The sequence below is a fragment of the Pseudomonas sp. PDM13 genome (genome assembly GCF_025685765.1).
Classification (GTDB): Bacteria; Pseudomonadota; Gammaproteobacteria; order Pseudomonadales; family Pseudomonadaceae; genus Metapseudomonas; species Metapseudomonas solani.
The window spans coordinates 95,660-115,384 of sequence record NZ_JAOTQU010000011.1; the positions used below are offsets into that span (position 1 = coordinate 95,660).

The window sequence follows — 19,725 nt, forward strand, 5'->3', positions numbered from 1 at the left end:
GGTTTGGCTCTAGCTTCGGCGTGCTGCTTCGGTGCTCTTGCGAAGAGCCGTTTCGATGCAGGCATTCCCTTGTTTAAAAGTGGTATTTTTTTGTCGTCAATTTATTGGCTTATCGCGTTTTGCTATTAAGTTTATGCCAATGTATTGACCAATTGGCATCCATCCTAAACAATCGTTTTCGTAATGTCACTTTGATATTCGATGGCCGTCCGGAATTTTTCAATGAGACTTGGATCACGGTTTTCTGCTCCGCGAGAGCGAGGTTGATGCCAATTTCATGACGGTGATTTCGGCCTTCAAAATACTGTCTCCAACACTCTGATAAGGATGCCAATCCATGCGTCTGCGTTTTGCTTGTGTCGTGCCTTTCGCTCTTGTCGCGAGTCTTCCGCTTCATGCCCAGACTCTTTCCGAAGCCATGCAGCGCGCACTGGATGTACACCCCGAAGTCCAGGCCGGCATCAATAGCCGGATGTCCGCCGATTACCAACTGAAGGCCGCCAAGGGCGGTTACCTGCCGAAAGTCGACCTGCTCGCCGGCTACGGCCGCGAGGGTTCCGACACCACCACCACCCGTGGGCAGGGCGACCACTGGAAGACCATGACCCGTGGCGAATCGTCGCTGCGCCTGCAACAGATGGTGTTCGACGGCTTCGCCACCTCCAGCGAAGTTGCCCGCCAGCAAGCCACAGTCAATTCCCGTGCCTACTCGCTGCTCGGTACGTCGGAAAGAACGGCCCTGGACGCAGCCCAGGTCTACATCGACGTGATCCAGCGCCAGGAGATGGTCCGCCTGGCGGAAAACAACCTGAAGAGCCACCAGCGCATCTATGACCAGATCAGCCTGCGCAGCAGCCGTGGCGTCGGTCGCCTGGCCGACCAGGACCAGGCCGAAGCACGCCTGGCCCAGGCCCGCAATAACCTGATCACCGAGCAGACCAACCTGGCTGACGCCCGCACCAACTTCTATAGCGTAGTCGGCATCGACCCGGTCGAACTGAGCGAGCCGGCCGGCCTGGCGGGCCAGCTGCCCACCGACATCGCCGAAGCCCGCCAGACCCTGCTGGCCAACAGCCCGATCCTGCGTTCCGCCGAGTCCGACGTAGCCGCTGCCGAGAAGCAGTACGACGCGGCCAAGTCCTTCTTCTACCCGCGCTTCGATGCCGAGCTGAGCCGTGGCGCCGACAACGACCTGGACGGCCAGAACGGCCACGTCAACGAATGGCAGGCCATGCTGCGCATGCGCTACAACCTGTTCGCCGGTGGCAGCAACAAGGCCGACCTGGAATCCAAGGCCTACCAGATCAACCAGGCGCTGGACATCCGCAACAACGCCCTGCGCGTGCTCAACGAAGACCTGGGCCTGTCCATGAACGCCCTGGCCAACGCCCGCGAACAAATCCCGATCGCCCAGCAATATGTCGACTACAGTACCCGGGTACGCGAGTCCTACCAGAAGCAGTTCAGCATCGGTGAGCGCACCCTGCTGGACCTGCTGGACAGCGAGAACGAACTGTTCACCGCGTCCCGCCGCCTGGTGGAAATTCGCTACGTCGAACTGTTTACTCAGTACCGGATCAAGGCGACCATTGGCGAACTGCTCAAGAGCCAGGGCGTGGTTGCGCCGATGGCCTCCGTCGTCCAGTCCGAACTCAAGCCCGAGGCGACCCTGCCGGGCCTGAACTGAGCCTTCACCCGTCCTAGAGAAAGAGTGTCCAAGCGTGGATCCAGAAGTCAGCCGAGTACCCTTCAGTCACGATCCACGCGGACAGCTTGACGATCCACTCCTGGACAGCCTGCTCTCCCTTTGCCTGCAGCATCAGCGTCCGGCCAGCCGAGCCATGCTCACCGCCGGCCTGCCGCTGCCCGGGCAACGCCTGACCCCCGAGCTGCTGCCCCGTGCCGCAGCCCGTGCGGGCCTGCAGGGGAGGGTGCTGCAACGCAAGCTGGAGCAGATCCCGGCGATCGCCTTGCCGGCCCTGCTGCTGCTCAAGGAAGGGCGCTGTGCCCTGTTGCTGTCCTGGGAAGAAAACGGCGACGCGCGCCTGCTGCTCAGCGAAAGCGATGGCGGCGAGGTGCGGGTCAAGCGCGAACTGCTGGCCGAGGACTACAGCGGCCAGTCGTTCTTCGCCCAGCCGCAGCACAAGTTCGACCTCAACCACGGCAGCCTCATCCCCCGGGTCAGCCACTGGTTCCGCGACACCCTCAAGCGTTCCCGCTGGCTCTATATAGATGCAGTGGCCGCCAGCCTGCTGATCAACCTGATCGGCCTCGGCGCGCCGCTGTTCGTGATGAACGTCTACGACCGCGTAGTGCCCAACCAGGCCGCCGCCACCCTCTGGGTGCTGGCCATCGGCATCTCCGGCGCCTACCTGTTCGACCTGCTGCTCAAGACCATGCGCGGGCTGTGCCTCGACCTTGCCGGCAAGAAGACCGACATGATCATCTCGGCCACGCTGTTCGAGCGCATCGTCGGCATGGCCATGAAGAACCGCCCGGCGCGGGTCGGCAGCTTTGCCCAGAACATCCACGAATTCCAGTCGCTGCGGGACTTCCTCGCCTCGCTGACCATGACCAGCGTGATCGACCTGCCGTTCACCCTGCTGATCCTCCTGGTGATCGGCATCCTCGGCGGCCACCTGGTGTGGATCCCCGTGGTCGCCTTCGTCCTCGCGATGACCATCGGCTGGCTGCTGCAGAAGCCCCTGGTGGAAACCATGGACCGCACCATGGCGCTGTCCGCCGAGCGCCAGTCCAGCCTGATCGAAACCCTGGCCGGCCTCGACGCGGTCAAGGTCAACAACGCCGAAAGCGAGCGCCAGTACCTCTGGGAGCAGACCATCGGCACCCTCGGCCGTCTCGAGCTGCGGGTGAAGATGCTTTCCAGCCTCTCGCTCAACCTCACGCTGCTCATCCAGCAGCTGGCCGGCGTGGTGATGATCGTCGCCGGCGTCTACCTGATCATCGCCGGTGAGCTCAGCATGGGCGGCCTGATCGCCTGCTACATGCTCAACGGTCGCGCCCTCGGCCCGATGACCCAGCTCTCGGGCCTGATCACCCGCTACCAGCAGGCGCGTCTGACCATGCACTCGGTCAACCACATGATGGAGCTGCCCCAGGAACGCCACGAGGACGAACGCCCGCTGACGCGCCAGACCCTGCAGGGCGCCGTCGAAATGCGCCAGCTGAACTTCACCTACCCGAACCAGCAGACCCCGGCGCTGAACAACATCAACCTGATCGTCCGCCCCGGCGAGAAGATCGGCATCGTCGGTCGTAGCGGCTCGGGCAAGAGCTCCCTGGCCAAGCTCATCGTCGGCCTCTACCAGGCCGATTCCGGCAGCCTGCTGATCGACGGCGTCGACGTGCGCCAGCTGGATGTCAGCGACCTGCGCCACAACATCGGCTACGTGCCCCAGGACATCCAGCTGCTGGCCGGCACCCTGCGTGACAACCTGGTGTCCGGTGCCCGCTACGTCGAGGACGAGCTGGTGCTGCAAGCCGCCGAGCTGTCCGGCGTCCACGAGTTCGTCCGCCTGCACCCGCAAGGCTACGAGTTGCAAGTGGGCGAGCGTGGGCAGAACCTCTCCGGCGGCCAGCGACAGAACGTCGCCCTGGCGCGCGCGCTGCTGCTCGACCCGCCCATCCTGCTGCTCGACGAGCCCACCAGCTCCATGGACAACACCGGCGAGGAACGCCTCAAGCAGCGCCTCAACGCGGTGGTCACCAACAAGACCGTGCTGCTGGTCACCCACCGCGCCTCCATGCTCTCGCTGGTGGACCGCCTGCTGATCGTCGACAAAGGGCAGATCATCGCCGACGGTCCGAAGGACGCCGTGATGGAAGCGCTGAAAAAGGGGCAGATCAGTGTCGCGTAAGTCTCTGGGCCAATCGTTGCTGGGCTATTTCAAAGGCCGCGAAGACCTCTCCGGCCAGCCCCTGCCGGAAGTCAGCAAGGCGCTGGTCGAAGACGCCCCCCGTGTGGTGCGCCTGACCATCTGGACGCTGATCGGTTTCACCCTGTTCCTCGGCTTCTGGGCGCACTTCGCCGAGATCGACGAAGTCACCCGTGGCGATGGCAAGGCGATTCCCTCGTCCAAGCTGCAGAAAATCTCCAACCTCGAAGGCGGCATCATCTCCGAGATGTTCGTCCACGAAGGCCAGGTGGTCGAGATCGGCGACCCGCTGCTGCGCCTGGATGCCACGCGCTTCCAGTCCAACGTCGGCGAAACCGATGCCGACCGCGTCGCCATGGCCCTGCGCGTCGAGCGCCTGAGCGCCGAGGTGGATGGCCGCGAGCTCGCCATCAGCGAAGAACTGCGCGCCAAGGCCCCCGGCCAGGCGCAGAGCGAGGAAGCCCTGTTCGGCAGCCGCCAGCAGCAGCTGCACGACGAGGTCGCCGGCCTCGAAGAGCAACTGGTGCAGAAGCAGCAGGAACTGCGCGAATTCGCCTCCAAGCAGGGCCAGTACCGCAACAGCCTGGAACTGCTGCGCCAGGAGATCGCCATCTCCGAACCCCTGGTGGCCGACGGCGCCATCTCCAAGGTCGAAGTGCTGCGGCTGCGCCGCGCCGAGGTGGAGAACCGTGGCCAGCTCGACGCCACCAACCTGGCCATTCCCCGCGCCGAATCGGCGATCAAGGAAGTGGAGCAGAAGATCGCCGAAACCCGCTCGCGCTTCCGCAGCGAGGCGCTCACCCAGCTCAACGAGGCGCGCACCGACCTGAACAAGGCCGAGGCCACCGGCAAGGCGCTGGAAGACCGGGTCAACCGCACCCTGGTCACCTCACCGGTGCGTGGCATCGTCAAGCAACTGCTGATCAACACCATCGGCGGCGTGATCCAGCCGGGCAGCGACCTGGTGGAAATCGTCCCGCTGGACGACACCCTGCTGGTGGAAGCGCGCATCCGTCCCCAGGACATCGCCTTCCTCCACCCCGGGCAGAAGGCCATGGTGAAGTTCACCGCCTACGACTACACCATCTACGGCGGCCTGCAGGCCGAGCTGGAGCAGATCGGCGCGGACACCATCACCGACGAAGAAGGCAACAGCTTCTACCTGATCAAGCTGCGCACCCGCAAAAGCCACCTGGGTACCGATGAGAAGCCGCTGCTGATCATCCCCGGCATGGTCGCCTCGGTGGACATCATGACCGGCAAGAAGAGCATCCTCAGCTACCTGCTCAAGCCCATCATCCGCGCCCGCGCCGAAGCCCTGCGCGAGCGTTGACGGCCCCACGCCGTGCCGCCCCCGGCACGGCGTTCATCGCTTCGTCACATCGCCTTCACGCGCCAGTGGACAGCCCGCCGGCCATCTCGTAGCGTTCGCTCCATCGCCGCAACCGCGCAAGGAGCACCACCATGGACGCATTCATGCAGGCCGCCATCGACGAAGCCCGCCAGGGCCTGGCCGAAGGCGGCATTCCCATCGGCTCGGTTATCGTCCACAAGGGCCGCATCATCGGCCGTGGCCACAACCGCCGGGTGCAGGAAGGCAGCGCCATCCGCCACGGTGAAATGGACGCCTTCGAAAACGCCGGCCGCCAGCCCGCCAGCGTCTACCGCGAAGCGGTGCTCTACACCACGCTGTCGCCGTGCTCCATGTGCAGCGGCGCAATCCTCCTCTACGGCATCCCGCGCATCATCGTCGGCGAGAACCGCACCTTCCTCGGCGAGGAAGAACTGCTGCGCTCCCGCGGCGTCGAGGTCGAGGTGCTGCAGGACGCCACCTGCATCGCCCTGATGGAAGACTTCATCGAGGCCCGCCCCGAACTCTGGAACGAAGACATCGGCGAATAACGCCGCCCGGTACAAGGACGTACGCATGCCATCCACCTCCCTCCAGGCCCGCTGCCGGGGCCGGTCATGAGCGCTCAGCTCCGCTCCCTCGGGGTGACGCTGCGCCTGCTCTGCTACCTGCTGTTCGGCGTGCTCACCGCTCTGCCGCTGGCGCTGCTCTCCCTGCTGTTGCCCTGGAGCACTCATCTGTTCTCGGCGTTTCTGCTGCTGGGCGCCTGGGCGGGTACCGCCGGCCTGGTGCGTACGTTGGTGGTCGAGCCGGCCCAGGCCTCGCTGCTGGGCAACCTGATCACCAGCGCGCTGCTGCTGATCGGCATACGGGCCATGTTGTTCGGGCTGCTGGTTGACCAGAACCCGGAAAGCCTGCGCCAGGGTGGCCTCGACCAGGACTTCGACCTGCGCATGCTGGGCCTGGTGGCGATGGTCTACGGGCCGATACTGATCGCCCTGCATTACCTGGCGCGGGTGGCCTGGGCCTTCTACCGCGACGCCGATTGCCAGGGCCTGCGCCTGCTCGCCGGCCTGGCCCTGGTCATATTGCTGGTCCCGCAGCTGGTCAAGCTCGCCTGGCCCATGCTGCTTCCGGTGTTCATGCCGACCACCTAGCCCTCCCTTCTTTTCCCGCCCAAGGACCGACCATGAAACCCGCATCGCTCGCCCTGACCCTCGCCACGCTGCTGCTCGCCACCAGCGCCGGCGCCGCCGACTACAGGCTCGACGACCTCTACGGCCCCTGGTGCCTCAAGGGCATGTCGCTGACCCAGGACGGCGAGCGCGAGCCGGACAACTCCACCTACGACTTCACCCGCGCAGGCACCCTCGACTACAGCATGGGCGGCTTCACCCAAAGCGGCGCCTACCGCGTCGAAGGCGACACCATCAGCACCGAAGTCATGGGCAACTACAAAATCGTCTCCATCGGCAAGCAGGAGATGGTGCTGCACTACATGGGCTACTTCTTCTACCAGCGCGGGGCGTGCGAGTAAGGGATGGAGGAGATATTTGGCGGGGTGTTGCGGGTGTTGGGGTGGTTTCTCCAGTCCATCATCTTCGATCTGATCGGCTGGCTGCTGTACTGGATCGGCTTACCCTTCATGCGCCTGCTCACCCTGGGCCGCTACCCGCGCCGTGGGCCGAATGACAACACCGAATCCATTCTCACCGCTTCTCTGGGCCTGGTGATCGTCGTGCTCGTCATTCTCTGGGCGACGGGGCAACTGTAGGTCGGGTGCAACCTGACGGCCCCAGCACGGAGTCATGCCGTGCGTGGATGACGCTCTTTTCATCCACCAATGGCGGCTCGTCCGGGCTGTGAGGGTGGGTCTCGCTGCGCTCCACTCATTTCGCGAATGAATTCGCTCCTACGGTCGGGAAGGGTGCCTGGCCGGGAGCGCTGCGCGCTCCTTGGCGACTGACGTCGCCCCTACATCGGGTGCAACCCGACGGCCCTGTGCCTGCATACACGCGGGTTTCATCCGCCCTACGGCTCATCCGACGAACGACCCCGTACAAACCCGGCGATCCTCCTGTCCAGATGCCCTGCAATCCACTCGACCCCGGGAGGTCAGCATGCACCTGGAAGGCTCCTGCCATTGCCAAGCCGTGTCCTTCAGCCTGGACAGCGCCCATCCCTATCCCTACCAGCGCTGCTATTGCTCCATCTGCCGCAAGACCCAGGGCGGCGGTGGCTATGCCATCAACCTCTCCGGGGATGCGCAGAGCCTGACGGTCACCGGGCGCAAGCACATCAGCGTCTACCACGCGCGGCTCAAGGAGGAGGGCGACAAGCGCGCACACGCCAGCACCGCCGAGCGGCATTTCTGCTCGCTGTGCGGCAGCGGGTTATGGCTGTTCAGCCCGGAGTGGCCGGAGCTGATCCACCCCTTCGCCTCGGCCATCGACACGCCCCTGCCGGTGCCGCCGGAGCACACCCACCTGATGCTCGGCTCGAAAGCCGAATGGGTGGAGGTGGAGGCCGGCGCCAAGGACCAGCGCTTCGACCTCTACCCGCAGGAGTCCATCGCCCAGTGGCACCAGCGCCTGGGCCTGGAGGGCTGATCAGGCCGTGCGCGGCACCTCGTCCACCTGGGACAGCGGCGCCGCCACGCTCTCCAGCGGCTGGCGCTCCGCCGCCACGCCCCAGAAGGCCTGCACCAGGCCGGCGCCGACCATCAGCGCGGCGCCGATCAGGTAGCCGATGAACACGTTGCTGCGCTCGGCGCTCTCGATCAACTGGCCGAACAGCAGCGGGCCGACGATGCCGCCGAGGCCGGTGCCGAAGGCGTAGAACACGGCGATGGCCAGGGCGCGGATCTCCAGCGGGAAGGTTTCCGCCACCGTCAGGTAGGCCGAGCTGGCCGCTGCCGAGGCGAAGAAGAAGATCACCATCCAGGCGATGGTCTGCTGGGTGGCGTCGAGCATCTCCTGCTGGAACAGGTAGCCGCTCAGGGTCAGCAGCACGCCGGAGATGATGTAGGTGCCGCTGATCATCACCCGCCGCCCCACATGGTCGAACAGCCGGCCGAGCAGCAGCGGCCCGCAGAAGTTGCCCAGGGCGAAGGGCAGGATGTACCAGCCCACGTTCTCGCTGGGCACGTCGTAGAAGTCGGTCAGCACCAGGGCATAGGTGAAGAAGATGGCGTTGTAGAAGAACGCCTGGCTGGTGAGCAGGCTCAGGCCGACGATGGCGCGACGCCGGTGCACGTTGAACAGGGTATGGAACACCTCGTTCAGCGGCGTGTGGTCGCGGCCGCGCAGGCGCATCTTCGGCAGGTGGTCGACGCTGGAGAGCTCATGGCCCTCGCGGCGGAAGCGCGCCTCGATGTCGTCGATGATCGCCAGGGCCTCCTTGGGCCGGTTATGGATCATCAGCCAGCGCGGGCTTTCCGGCAGCCACAGGCGCATCAGCAGGATCACCAGGCCCAGCGCCGCGCCGATGCCGAAGCACAGGCGCCAGCCCATGTCGCCGCCGAGGATGTCCGGGTCCAGCAGGATCACCGACCCCACTGCGCCCAGGGCCGCGCCGACCCAGAAGGTGCCGTTGATGCCCAGGTCCACCCAGCCACGGAAGCGCGCCGGGGTGAACTCCTGGATGGTCGAGTTGATGGCCGAATACTCGCCGCCGATGCCGGCGCCGGTAAGGAAGCGGAACAGCATGAAGCTCCACATGTTCCAGGCGAAGGCGGTGGCGGCGGTGGCGCTGATGTACACGGCCAGGGTGAGGAAGAACATCTTGCGCCGGCCGATGCGGTCGGTGAGCCAGCCGAAGAACAGTGCACCCAGCACCGCCCCGGCGATGTACATGCCGCCGGCCAGGCCCACCTCGGCGTTGGTCAGGTGCAGCACGGGGCTGTCCTTCAACGCACCGGCCACCGAGCCCGCCAGGGTCACCTCCAGCCCGTCCAGCAGCCAGGTGATGCCCAGGGCCATCACCAGCAGCGTATGGAAGCGGCCCCAGGGCAGGCGATCCAGGCGCGCCGGCAGGTCGGTTTCGTAGCAGCGCGAGTCATCGCCCGTGGTCGCGCGTTCCCGGGCGGCATCGGCGGGCAGGGTGGTCGAGTTCATCGCAGGCTCCCTTGATCTTGTTCTTGCAGGCCGTGGGCCTGGCCATTGATCAAGAGAGCGCGGTGTCTGGCGGGGAGTTCAGGTTGTTTGCCGACCGGCGCAGGGCGCGCCGGTGGCGGGGCGGGCGGTCACAGGCTGCTGAGGACCTTGGCTTTCGCGCTCTCGTACTCGGCGGCGGACAGCTTGCCCGCGTCGAACTGCTTCTTCGCCTCGGCCATGCCCTTGGCCAGCTTCTCGGCGCTGGCGGACGCGGTCGCCGGGTTCATCAGCTTGGCCATGCCGGCCAGTGCGCCTAAATCCCCCTTGCCCTGGAGGGTGAAGGAGTCGCCTTCATCCACCGTGCTTTCGAAGGTGCTGCTGGTGGTGGTGCGTGGTGAGCCCATGGTCGTGCGGCTGACCGTGCCAGGCGTCGCACCGGAGAAGGCGGCGGAAAAGAGCGCGTCGAAGGCCGGGGTTCCCGGCATGGGGATGTTGGGCATGGGAGCACCCGCCGCTCCGGTGGTTCCGGCAACGCCGGTGGTACCCGGCATGCTGGCGAAGCCGAACCCCGAGCGCTCCTCCATGCCGCGGACGCGATTCTTCTCGCGCCATTCCTGCTCCTGCTGCTGGCAGTACACGTACAGGGCGCGGGCGCTCACCGGCTCCAGGCCGTCGATGCGCACCAGGGTGCCGTTGTACAGGCGCAGGCTCAGTACGGCGCCGAACAGGCCCGGCAGCAGGTTCTCGTCGATGGCGGCGTCCTGCAGGTCCTGCCAGCGGATGTCGTGCATGCGGTAGCCGCCGAACGCGCGGCGGATGAACAGGATCACGCGCATGTTGGTGGCGACCACCAGTTCTCGGCGGTGCTTCAGCGCCTTCAGGCGCAGCTGGTGCGAGCTCTGGATGACGGTCTCATCGGTGAGCAGCAGGGACTTGAGGGTGGTGAGGGCGGCCTCGATCCGGTCCATGGACATTTCCTGGGAAGTGGAGTGGCGGCAGATTGCCAGCTGGCGTCATGTCGGGCAAGCGCTCTGCGACGCACTTCACACGACCGTGTTGACAGCGCGCGTGCTGCGGGTTTTCAATGCGCGCCTTTCCGATCCACCCCTCCATCCAAGTGGTGAAGCCAATGCCCCGCGCCAGCCAACACGCCTGATACCGACGACGGTTCACCGAGCCCTGTTGCTGGCCGCCCCTGGGTGGCTTCCACTGATTCCCGCTGAAGCGCGTCGTCGGTTTTCCCTTTTTCACAGGAGAAGACCATGACGGATCATTCCTGCGCCCCTGCGCAAAATCTCGAGCTGTTCAAATACCCGCGGACCCCGCACCTCGAATCCTCACGCCTGCAGGTCGGTGACAGCGACGCCGACCAACTGGCCTACCGCGAGCTAGCCGGCTGCCACCTGGTGGTGGAAGAGAAGCTCGATGGCGCCAATGCCGCCATCAGTTTTTCCGCCGGTGGCGAGCTGCTGCTGCAGTCCCGTGGGCACTACCTGATCGGTGGCGGCCGCGAGCGCCAGTTCAGCCAGTTCAAGCAGTGGGCCCGGGCCCACGAGCACCTGCTGCTGGAGCGGCTGGAGGACCGCTACGTGCTGTTCGGCGAGGTGTGCAGCAAGCTGCATTCGGTGTTCTACGACCGCCTGCCGCACCTGTTCCTCGAGTTCGACATCTGGGACCGCCAGCAACGGGCCTTCCTTTCCACCCGGGCGCGGCGCGCGCTGCTGGCCGGCAGCCCGGTGCTGTCCGTGCCGGTGCTCCACGAAGGCGAGCCGCCGCCCCGGCTGGCGGATCTGCTCAAGCTGGTGCGGCCGTCCCTGGCGCGCTCCGCCGGCTGGCGCGAAGCCTTCGAGCACACCGTGCGGCGCGAAGGGCTGGACCTGGCCCGCGCCTGGGCCAACGGCGACAGCTCCGAGCTGATGGAAGGGCTGTACCTGAAGATCGAAAGCCCCGAACACACCCTTGGCCGGGTCAAGTGGGTACGCCCGGACTTCGTCCAGGCCATCCTCGACTCCGGCATCCACCATTCACAGCAGCCGTTCATTCCCAACCTGCTGGCTCCAGGCGTCGATCTCTACGCCCCCGAGCCGGTGGTGACCTGGGCCGACCTGGCCGCTGCACAAGGACGACATTCATGAACATGGAACACTTGCGGGCCCTGGTGCCCGCCCCCGGCGGCACAGCGGACTTCGCTGCCTGCCTGGCGCTGATCCCGGCGCTGGGCGAGCTGGCCAGCACCCCACAGGACCCGGTCTACCACGCCGAAGGCGATGTCTGGACCCACACGCAAATGGTGGTCGAGGCGCTGCTGGGGCAGGGCGCCTACGCCACGGCGGACGACGACGAGCGCTTCGTGCTGTTCATCGCCGCGCTGCTGCACGACATCGCCAAGCCGGCGACCACGGTGATCGACGAAGTCACCGGCAAGATCGGCCAGCCCGGCCATTCCCGGCGCGGCGCCATCGACGTGCGCATCCTGCTCTGGCGCGCCGGCGTGCCCTTCGCCTTGCGCGAGCGCATCTGCCGGATCATCGCCGTGCACCAGCTGCCGTTCTTCGCCCTGGCGGGGGACAAGAGCGGGCGTTCGGCGGAGTTCATCCTGCACAAGCTGTCCTGGGAGCTGCCGGTGTGGATGCTCTGTGCCGTGGCGCGGGCGGATATGCAGGGCCGTCACTTCCACGGCAAGCAGGCGCTGCTGGACGACATCGAGCTGGTGGAGCAACTGGCCGAGGAGGAGGGCTGCCTGCGCGGGCCCAAGGCCTTCGTCGACGACTACACGCGGGTGCGCTACTTCCGTGGCGCGCGGGTGCTGCCGGACTATCCCCTGCACCGCGAGGTGGAGGGCTCCCAGGTGATCGTGCTGTCCGGGCTGCCAGCCAGCGGCAAGAACTCCTGGCAGGCGAAGCACCAGCCCGAGCTGCCGGTGATCTCCTTCGACGATGCACGCGAGGCGCTGGGCCTGCGCCACGGCCAGAACGAAGGCGCCGCCGCGCACTTCGCCATCGACCAGGCCAAGGCACTGCTGCGTTCGCGGCAACCTTTCGTGTGGAACGCCACGCACCTGTCGGCGCAGATGCGCAAAAAGACCCTCGACCTGCTCTACGCCTACGACGCCCGTGTGCAGCTGGTGTACCTGGAGGCCAGCGAAGCGGAGATCCGCCGGCGCAACACCCGGCGCGACAGCAGCCTGCGCAACCAGGACATCGCGCGGATGCTGTTCAAATGGGAAGTGCCGCTGCCCACCGAGGCCGAGGAGGTGGTCTACCCCGGCGCCTGAGACGGCGCTCAGGGGTTGTCGAGGGCGCGGGCGAGGTGCCCGAGGATCATGTTCCAGCCGTCGCGGGTGGCGGTGGCGTAGTGGGCCCAGGCCGGGCGCATCTCATGCTTCAGCAGCAGTTCGCAGCCCTCGCCCAGGGGGGTGAAGCTGAGGCTGATACGGTCGCGGGAAGGGTCGTCGCGGTCGATGCCGAAGGTGAACACCAGGCGTGTCGGCCGCTCGATCTCCAGGTACTCGCCCAGGTGCTCGGCATCCTCCTCGCCGCGTCGCTCGATGATGCAGTAGCGGCCTTCGACCCGGGCGTCGATGTCCACCACGCGCATCTCGCCGTCCGCCGTGGCGAACAGGAAGCGCGAGGCGATCGCCGGGTCGAGCCAGGCGTCGAACACCTGCTCGGCGCTCTGGCGGAAGCGCCGCATGACGCTGATGGTGGTGGGGGCCGCTTCGGTCATCGGGTGGCTCCTGGGCCATGGATTGCTGTGTTGGACCGCGTCAGGCGCCGATCTTCTTCCTCACCATGCGCAGAAGCTTCTCGCCGACCCGCTCGATGCCCTTGTTCTGCGAGACGATCTGCGCGCCCTCCATCAGGTAGGTCAGTTCCTCGGCCACGTCCTCCGCATCGGCCAGGCCGGCCTCGACGCAGAGCGCGGCGAGGCGGCGGAACTGCGCCTGCTTGTGCGCCTCGATCAGCACCCGGGCGGGGTGCTGGTCGTCGGGTATCTCGGCGATCACGTTGGTGAACGAGCAACCCCGGTACGAAGAGGTGGACAGATCGTCGGCGATGAACTGGGCGAAGCCTAGCAGCTGCGCCCGGGCGTCGCCGGGGTGGGCCTGCACCAGGCGCTCGAAGATGTCGCGGTACTGCTCGATGTGCAGGCGGATCCACTCCAGCACCAGGGCATCCTTGGATTCGAAGTGGCGGTACAGGGTCATCTTGGTGGACTCGGCCTTGGCCGCGATGGCGTCCACCGTGACGCGGGTGATCCCCTCGTTGAAAAACAGCTCCTGCGCAGCATCGATGATGCGTTCGCGAGGGGGCAGGCGCATGACGCGCTCGGGTCGCATGGCGTTCTCCGCTTGACGGGCGATACTGATGAGTATCATGGTATACCGGACAGTATCGTTCGATACTGAATGGTATCAATCATACCTGCTTCAGCTGGCAGGTGAACCTGGAGAGCCCCATGAATCTGTCTGAATACGCCGCTCAGGATGCACTCGGCCTGGCCGCGCTCATCGCCCGCCGCGAGGTGACCGCCGCCGAGGTCAGGGACGCCGCGCTGGCGGCGTTCGCGGCGCTCGACCCCGCGATCAACGCGTTGGTCGAGCACTGGGACGACGAGCCGGCACCTGCTGCCGGGCCGCTGCACGGCGTGCCGTTCCTGATCAAGGACGTGGGCGTGGCCATGGCCGGGCGCCGCAACGAACTGGGCAGCCGCCTGGCCGAGGGGCTGGTGAGCCCGGCGGATTCCAACCTGATGCAGCGCTTCCGCCAGGCCGGCCTGGTGACCCTGGGCCGCACCATGGTGCCGGAGCTGGCCGCCAGCACCGCCACCGAATCCCTGGCCAATGGCCCCACCCGCAACCCCTGGAACCCGCAGCACGGTGCCGGCGGCTCCAGCGGTGGCGCCGCCGCTGCCGTGGCGGCCGGCTTGGTGCCGGTGGCCCATGCCACCGATGGCGGCGGTTCGATCCGCGTGCCGGCGTCGGTCACCGGCCTGTTCGGCCTCAAGCCCAGTCGCGGGCGCGTGTCCATCGGTCCGGCGCTGGACGAGGTATGGAGCGGGCTGGCGGTGCAGGGCGTGCTCAGCCGCTCGGTGCGCGACAGCGCCGCGCTGCTGGATGCCATCCAGGGCCACGCCACGGGCGACCCGTACCGCATCCCCGCGCCCGTGCGGCCCTACCTGGAGGAAGTGGGGCGCGAACCCGGCCCGCTGAAGATCGGCCTGCTGCTGCACTCGCTCGATGGGGGACGCAGCGCAACGTCCATCGTCAAGGCGACGGAAGGGCTCGCCCGGCAGTTGCAGGAAATGGGGCACCAGGTCGAGCCGGTGCAGCCGGATATCGGTTTGAGCTGGGAGGCCTTCATCGAGCTCAATGCGCGCTTCTGGGCCGCCAACACCGCCGACTGGATCGACGCCCTGGCAGCGCAGACCGGTCGGCCCATCGACGCCAGCACCCTGGAGCCGGCCAGCCTGGCCCTCTATGAGCTGGGCCGCGGCCTCAGCGCCATCGACCTGCTCGGCGCCATGCACATGCGCAACACCGTGGCCCGGCGCATGGGCGAGTTCTTCACCCGCTTCGACCTGCTGCTGAGCCCGACCCTGCCGCACCTGGCGCCGCCCATCGGCGACTACAACCGGGGCCAGGAAGCGCTGGACGGCCGCGGCTGGATGCAGCGGGTGTTCCGGCAATCACCCTTCACCGCCCTGGCCAACGTCACCGGTGCCCCCTCCATGTCCGTGCCCCTGGCCCAGGACGCGGCCAGCGGGCTGCCCATCGGCCTGCAGTTCAGCGCCGACTGCGGCCGCGAAGACCTGCTGCTGCGCCTCGCCGGGCAACTGGAACGCGCACTGCCCTGGGCCAGCCGCCGGCCGCCAATCTGGGTGGGGCGCCAGGCCTGAGGCGCGCTAGGCCCCTGCCTCCACCAGCAACCGCGCCCGCGCCTGGCCGTCGGGGCTGACCTCCAGCCCCAGGCTGGCGACCCGGGCGCCGGCCTGCTGCAATTGCCGCAGCCAGCCGATCAGGTCATCCAGCGCCCCCTCCAGGCCGAGGTTGATGCGTCCGGCACCTTCCTGGTCCATGCGCTCGATATTCAGCCGCGCCTCGGCGCTGGTGCGTGCCAGCAGGCCGGGGAGGGCCTCGGCGGTCAGCTTCGCTTGCGGGCGCGCAGCCGGCAGGCGCGCCAGGTCGGCCTGCAGGGCCAGGGCCTGCTGGTAGTCCTGTTCAGCCTGGTGTAGGGCCTGGCGCTGGGGCTGCAACAGCAGCACCCAGGCCAGCACCGGGCCAAGGACCAGGCCGAGCAGGAGCAGCGCCCGGCGCTCACGGGCGGGCAGCTGGCGCCAGCGGTTGTGCAGGGGGGAGAGCGGGTTCATCAGCGGGGTTCCTTGGTTTGGCGGGTGCCGGTTGCGGGGTTCATTCAGCGATGCGCAAGCGTGCGCTCACGCCCTGGGCGCTGCGCACGCTGGAGTCGGCCTGCACCTCCAGGCCCTGCTGGGTGAGGCCCTCGCGCAGGCGCTCGATGTCGGCGAAGGACCCGGCCTCCACGCGCAAGGTCCAGCCTTCGCCGGCTTGGTAGTCGAGGCGCTGCACTCGGGCCAGGCTGCCGCCACCGGCACTCCAACTGCTCGCCAGGCTTTCCAGGCCGCTCGCCAGGCCCTGCGCCGGGCGCTGGGCTGCGGACAACCGCGCTTGCACCTGGCGGCCCAGGTCGACCACCCGACGCTCCTCCGGAAAGCGCCGCTGCCACTCGTCGAGGTTGGCCTGTTGCAGCACAGCGCTACCCTGTTCCAGCCAGTGACGATGCAGCAGGTCCTGGGCCAGCTGGGCACCCCCGGCGAGAACGGCGACCAGCGCCAGGATGCCGACGGGCACGCGCTTGCCGTTCCGCTGGGCGAATTCGCCCTGGCGCAGGTCGATGGCCTGTGGCGCGCCTTCCACCAGCAGCGGCCAGGGGGATTCCTCGCGACGCACGAGCCCTTCGGGCAGCAGCGCTGCGAGATCGTCCCATTGCCCATCGGGCAGGGCCGCACACAGGCCTGGTTCGCCACCCAGCAACCAGCGGCCCGCACAGTGCAGGGCATAGGGCTCGCCGGCCGGCAGGCAGTCGGCATCGAGGTGGATGCGGGTGGGCACCAGGCCGTGTTGGGCGAGCCGGGCCAGGCACCCCTGCAGCCAGGCACGGTCCAGTGCGATCACCCGGCAGCGACGTCCGTCCAGCAGGGGGCCCCGGGCCAGGTGCAGGTTGTCGATGTCATCCAGCAGGCGCTCCTCCAGGGCGGAGCGCAGCGCCTGGCGCAGCCAGCGGCCGCTGCGGGCCGGCACCTCCACTTCATGGGCGCTGGCGGCTTCGGCGGGCAGCAGCAGGGTCAGCCGCTGGCCGGCCAGTGCCGTGGCTGCCTGGTGCAGGTCGCCCTGTTCGGGGGCGTGGGCGTCCAGCCACCAGGTCAGGGGGCTGTCGTCGTCGAGAGTGGCGAGATGGAGCCAGGCGTGCACGGGGGTTACTCCGGGTGTGAAAGGTCGGGCGCCAGCAACTGCCGGCGCAGGACGTTGATACGGCCATCGCGCTCCAGGCGCAGGTCACTGGCGAGGTACAGCTGCCGCTCGCCCAGGCGCACCAACAGGTGGGCGCGGAAGTGCCGGCTGTCGACGCCCAGCTCCCGGCTGCTCACCTCGCGGCCGTGCAGCAGCGGCTGCTCCATGAAGGCCTGCACGCTGGCATAGCCCTGGGGCGGGCGTGCCTGCACCAGGGTGCGGGCGATGGCCGGGTCGAGGCCTTCGAGGCTGGCCAGCAGCTCGGCCGAGGCGGTGTTGAGGTTGAGCGCTACGCCGCCGAGGGTGGCGACATGCGGGCGCAGGCGTTGCAGGCCGGCGGCGTCCAGTTGCGCCAGGCGTGCCAGTTCGCTGCTGTCGGCGAAGGGCTGCGGCTTGCCGTCGGCGCCGGGCCGTTGCGGCAGCAGCGCCGGGTCGTGGTGGGGCAGGCCGAGGTTGGCCAGCAGGCGCTGGTAGCGTGCACGGGCAAGGCGGCTGGTGCTGCGCTGGGTGTCGAGGTCGAAACGCCCGGCCAGGTCTTCGATGCGGATGCGGATCTGCCCACCGTCGATGTCGAATGCGTTGCCGTCCCGGGCCCAACCCTGGCCCAGGTGCACGCGCAGCGGCTCCTCGCGCGTGGCGAGGTCATCGTGCAGCTGCTGGCGGGCCCAGGCCTCGCCGCTCAGGGCCAGTTGCCAGAGCTGTTGCTGCTGCAGCTGGTTGGCGCTGCTGGCCAGGCTCAGGCGCTGACGGGCGAGCATGTCGCTGATGATCAGGGTGACCAGCGCCGTGACCAGCAGTACGCTGATCAGCGCCACGCCGCGCTGGCGGTGCCGTTCACTCATGGTCCGGCACCTTCAGGCCCGGCAGCAGGATGACCCGGCGCAGCCCCGGGTAGCCTGGCGCGTCCAGCTCGATCTCCAGCGCCCGGGGCAGGTTCAGCGCGCCGCCGCCTGCCGGCCAGGCGTCCATGGGCTGGCCGCGGTCATCGATGTAGCGCAGCCGGGTCAGCTCCACGCCTTCCAGCAGGCGCTGGCTGTGCCCCGTGCCGTCGTCGCCCCGGTAGGCCCGCAGCCACTGGCCCTGTTCCCAGCGGTGCTCGACCCACATCACCTCGCTGCGACGCTGCTGCAAGGGGTTGGCCCAGCCGCCGCGCATCAGCCGCAGCTGGTGGTCGCGGCCGATCAGCGCCTGGCGTCGGCTCGGGTCATCGGGCAGGGCGGCGGGGAGGGCCTGCCACAGGTCGCGCTGGAAGATGTCCAGCGCGCGTTGCAACTGGCGCAGCTGCTGCTCGTGCTGCTGGATGCGCCGTTCGCTGTGCAGCACCCGCTCCAGCAACTGGTAACTGGCCAGGCCGAGCAGGGCGAACAGGGCGATGGCGATGAGCACTTCCAGCAGGGTGAAGCCGCGCTCGTTCATCGCGGCGCCTCGATGAAGCCGCTGAGCAGCGCTCGGGTCAGTGGCGGGTCGTTGGGCACCGCCACGTCCACCTTTACCTCCAGCAGGCGCGGGTCGGGAGCGGCGCTGATCTCGGTACCGAGCAGCCATTGGCGGCCGGCGAAGGCGATGCGCTCCTGGCGGTAGCCGCGTTGTGGCTCGCGCATGCCGGCGCGCAGTTCGTTGAGGCGGTTGTCCGCCAGCCACTGGGCCAGGCTGCGCTCGGTGAGCCCGGCGTTGTTGCTGGCGATATGCCCGGCGGCGCTGTACAGGGCCACCGAGAGGGTGGCGAAGATGGCCAGGGCGACCATCACCTCCAGCAGGGTAAAGCCCTCACAGCGTTTCAATGCGCACCTCTTCCAGGCCATCGCTGGCCAGGGTCAGCAGCGGCTTGCCGCGCAGCTCCAGGTACAGGGTGAAGGGCGAAATCTCATCGCTGGAGAGCACCAGCAATTGCGGCGCGGTGCCCCCGGGTGCACTGCCCAGCTGCGCGGCATCCTCGGCGGCTTCCATGCGCAAGCGCAGGGGCTCGGCTAGGTGCTGCGGGCGGTAACCGGGGGCGGGCGCCCAGCGGCCGTCGGGCTCCAGGCGCTGCACGGCGTAGCCGTCGGCGTCTACGCGCAGGCCGAACTGGCGCTGGGCGAGCAGCGCATCCTCGCGCAGCAGGGCGAGCAGCACGCGCAGGCGCTCCGCCTCGCGCCGTGCCTGCTGGCCGCCGTGGTCGCCCTGGGCCAGGCCGGCCAATCCCGCCACCAGACCGATCAGCAGGATGACCACGAGGATTTCCAGCAGGGTGAAGCCCTGCGCCTTAGAGCGGTTCATGAGTGGGCTCCATCGCGAATGAATTCGCTCCCACAGGGCCGTGAGGGAGTCACCTCGCTTCGTAGGATGGGTAGAGCGGAGCGAAACCCATGCTGCCGAGGTGATGGGTTTCGCAGGGCTCTACCCATCCTACGGAAGGGCTTTTTGCGTGCCGGGGACATCTCAACGATCCCAGTTGCCGATGTCGGCGTTGAGGCCGTCGCCGCCGGCGCGGCCGTCGGCGCCGAAGGAGAACAGGTCGTAGGCGTTGCCCTGGCTGCCGGGGGTGATGAACTGGTAGGGGTTGCCCCAGGGGTCGACGGGCAGGCGCTTGAGGTAGCCATCGGGGTTCCAGTTGCGCGCCGGCGGGCTGCCACTGGGCTTGCTCACCAGCGCATCGAGGCCTTGCTGGGTGCCGGGGTAGCCGTGGTTGTCGAGCTTGTAGATGTCCAGGGCCATGGCGATGGCGTTGATGTCGGCGCGGGCGGCGGTGACCTTGGCCTGGTCGGGGCGGCTCATGATCTGCGGCACCACCAGGGCGGCGAGCACGCCGAGGATGACGACCACGACCATGATCTCGATAAGGGTGAAGCCTGCTTGGCTGCGTTTGCTGTGCATGGG

The 19,725-nt window shown here is 67.7% G+C and carries 22 protein-coding genes; 11 read left to right on the forward strand and 11 right to left on the reverse strand.

Going from position 1 to position 19,725, the window contains the following annotated elements:
- Window positions 1–337 precede the first annotated feature (337 nt).
- The 8 genes from OEJ36_RS13540 (at window position 338) to OEJ36_RS13575 (ending at window position 7,856) form a co-directional block, all read left to right on the forward strand.
- Complete coding sequence (locus OEJ36_RS13540) at window positions 338–1,687, forward strand: TolC family outer membrane protein (RefSeq protein ID WP_263401928.1); 1,350 nt, start codon at window positions 338–340, stop codon at window positions 1,685–1,687.
- Between the two features lie 34 nt (window positions 1,688–1,721).
- On the forward strand, window positions 1,722–3,878 hold the full coding sequence (locus OEJ36_RS13545) for a type I secretion system permease/ATPase (RefSeq protein ID WP_263401929.1): 2,157 nt from the start codon (window positions 1,722–1,724) through the stop codon (window positions 3,876–3,878).
- Entirely contained in the window at window positions 3,868–5,229 is a 1,362-nt protein-coding gene (locus OEJ36_RS13550; protein WP_263401930.1) for an HlyD family type I secretion periplasmic adaptor subunit, read from the forward strand. The genes OEJ36_RS13545 and OEJ36_RS13550 overlap by 11 nt, the downstream gene beginning before the upstream one ends.
- A gap of 131 nt (window positions 5,230–5,360) precedes the next feature.
- Window positions 5,361–5,798 carry a nucleoside deaminase gene (locus OEJ36_RS13555; RefSeq protein ID WP_021221981.1) on the forward strand — a complete coding sequence of 146 codons (438 nt, stop codon included), beginning with the start codon at window positions 5,361–5,363 and terminating at the stop codon, window positions 5,796–5,798.
- Window positions 5,799–5,864: 66 nt separating this feature from the next.
- Window positions 5,865–6,404: a hypothetical protein gene (locus OEJ36_RS13560; protein WP_263401931.1), complete on the forward strand. Its 540-nt coding sequence runs from the start codon at window positions 5,865–5,867 to the stop codon at window positions 6,402–6,404.
- Between the two features lie 32 nt (window positions 6,405–6,436).
- Entirely contained in the window at window positions 6,437–6,784 is a 348-nt protein-coding gene (locus tag OEJ36_RS13565) for a hypothetical protein (RefSeq protein ID WP_263401932.1), read from the forward strand.
- A gap of 3 nt (window positions 6,785–6,787) precedes the next feature.
- Window positions 6,788–7,021, forward strand: coding sequence for a hypothetical protein (locus OEJ36_RS13570; RefSeq protein ID WP_263401933.1), 234 nt, complete (start codon window positions 6,788–6,790; stop codon window positions 7,019–7,021).
- A gap of 346 nt (window positions 7,022–7,367) precedes the next feature.
- Window positions 7,368–7,856, forward strand: a complete 489-nt coding sequence (locus tag OEJ36_RS13575; RefSeq protein WP_263401934.1) for a GFA family protein — start codon at window positions 7,368–7,370, stop codon at window positions 7,854–7,856.
- Here OEJ36_RS13575 and OEJ36_RS13580 read toward each other — a convergent pair whose 3' ends face one another.
- Both OEJ36_RS13580 and OEJ36_RS13585 read right to left on the reverse strand, forming a co-directional pair.
- Complete coding sequence (locus tag OEJ36_RS13580) at window positions 7,857–9,362, reverse strand: MFS transporter (protein ID WP_263401935.1); 1,506 nt, start codon at window positions 9,360–9,362, stop codon at window positions 7,857–7,859.
- 128 nt (window positions 9,363–9,490) lie between these two features.
- Complete coding sequence (locus OEJ36_RS13585) at window positions 9,491–10,309, reverse strand: PH domain-containing protein (RefSeq protein ID WP_263401936.1); 819 nt, start codon at window positions 10,307–10,309, stop codon at window positions 9,491–9,493.
- A gap of 294 nt (window positions 10,310–10,603) precedes the next feature.
- Here OEJ36_RS13585 and OEJ36_RS13590 point away from each other — a divergent pair, with 294 nt between their 5' ends.
- Window positions 10,604–11,476 carry an RNA ligase family protein gene (locus OEJ36_RS13590; protein WP_263401937.1) on the forward strand — a complete coding sequence of 291 codons (873 nt, stop codon included), beginning with the start codon at window positions 10,604–10,606 and terminating at the stop codon, window positions 11,474–11,476.
- The gene (locus OEJ36_RS13595) at window positions 11,473–12,615 is read left to right on the forward strand and encodes an AAA family ATPase (RefSeq protein WP_263401938.1); all 1,143 of its coding nucleotides are present in this window, start codon (window positions 11,473–11,475) and stop codon (window positions 12,613–12,615) included. Before OEJ36_RS13590 ends, OEJ36_RS13595 begins: the two co-directional genes overlap by 4 nt.
- Before the next feature lie 8 nt (window positions 12,616–12,623).
- Here OEJ36_RS13595 and OEJ36_RS13600 read toward each other — a convergent pair whose 3' ends face one another.
- Both OEJ36_RS13600 and OEJ36_RS13605 read right to left on the reverse strand, forming a co-directional pair.
- Window positions 12,624–13,067: an SRPBCC domain-containing protein gene (locus OEJ36_RS13600; RefSeq protein WP_263401939.1), complete on the reverse strand. Its 444-nt coding sequence runs from the start codon at window positions 13,065–13,067 to the stop codon at window positions 12,624–12,626.
- A gap of 40 nt (window positions 13,068–13,107) precedes the next feature.
- Window positions 13,108–13,680: a TetR/AcrR family transcriptional regulator gene (locus tag OEJ36_RS13605; RefSeq protein ID WP_263401940.1), complete on the reverse strand. Its 573-nt coding sequence runs from the start codon at window positions 13,678–13,680 to the stop codon at window positions 13,108–13,110.
- Between the two features lie 119 nt (window positions 13,681–13,799).
- On the opposite strand from OEJ36_RS13605, the gene OEJ36_RS13610 reads away from it, so the two are divergent.
- Window positions 13,800–15,239: an amidase gene (locus OEJ36_RS13610; RefSeq protein WP_263401941.1), complete on the forward strand. Its 1,440-nt coding sequence runs from the start codon at window positions 13,800–13,802 to the stop codon at window positions 15,237–15,239.
- Window positions 15,240–15,245: 6 nt separating this feature from the next.
- Here the strand turns inward: OEJ36_RS13610 and OEJ36_RS13615 are convergent, their stop codons facing one another.
- The 7 genes from OEJ36_RS13615 to gspG form a co-directional block, all read right to left on the reverse strand.
- Complete coding sequence (locus tag OEJ36_RS13615) at window positions 15,246–15,710, reverse strand: type II secretion system protein M (protein WP_263401942.1); 465 nt, start codon at window positions 15,708–15,710, stop codon at window positions 15,246–15,248.
- Between the two features lie 40 nt (window positions 15,711–15,750).
- Complete coding sequence (gene gspL / locus OEJ36_RS13620; protein ID WP_263401943.1) at window positions 15,751–16,830, reverse strand: type II secretion system protein GspL; 1,080 nt, start codon at window positions 16,828–16,830, stop codon at window positions 15,751–15,753.
- Between the two features lie 5 nt (window positions 16,831–16,835).
- Window positions 16,836–17,711 (reverse strand): type II secretion system minor pseudopilin GspK, encoded by an 876-nt coding sequence (gene gspK / locus OEJ36_RS13625; protein WP_263401944.1) that lies wholly within the window; start codon window positions 17,709–17,711, stop codon window positions 16,836–16,838.
- Entirely contained in the window at window positions 17,704–18,285 is a 582-nt protein-coding gene (gene gspJ, locus OEJ36_RS13630; RefSeq protein ID WP_263401945.1) for a type II secretion system minor pseudopilin GspJ, read from the reverse strand. Before gspJ ends, gspK begins: the two co-directional genes overlap by 8 nt.
- A complete protein-coding gene (gspI, locus tag OEJ36_RS13635; protein WP_411861004.1) occupies window positions 18,282–18,650 on the reverse strand; it encodes a type II secretion system minor pseudopilin GspI in 369 nt (122 codons plus the stop codon). Before gspI ends, gspJ begins: the two co-directional genes overlap by 4 nt.
- Window positions 18,637–19,125: a type II secretion system minor pseudopilin GspH gene (gene gspH, locus OEJ36_RS13640; protein WP_263401947.1), complete on the reverse strand. Its 489-nt coding sequence runs from the start codon at window positions 19,123–19,125 to the stop codon at window positions 18,637–18,639. The genes gspI and gspH overlap by 14 nt, the downstream gene beginning before the upstream one ends.
- Window positions 19,126–19,287: 162 nt before the next feature.
- A complete protein-coding gene (gspG, locus tag OEJ36_RS13645; protein WP_043247302.1) occupies window positions 19,288–19,722 on the reverse strand; it encodes a type II secretion system major pseudopilin GspG in 435 nt (144 codons plus the stop codon).
- Window positions 19,723–19,725 lie beyond the last annotated feature (3 nt).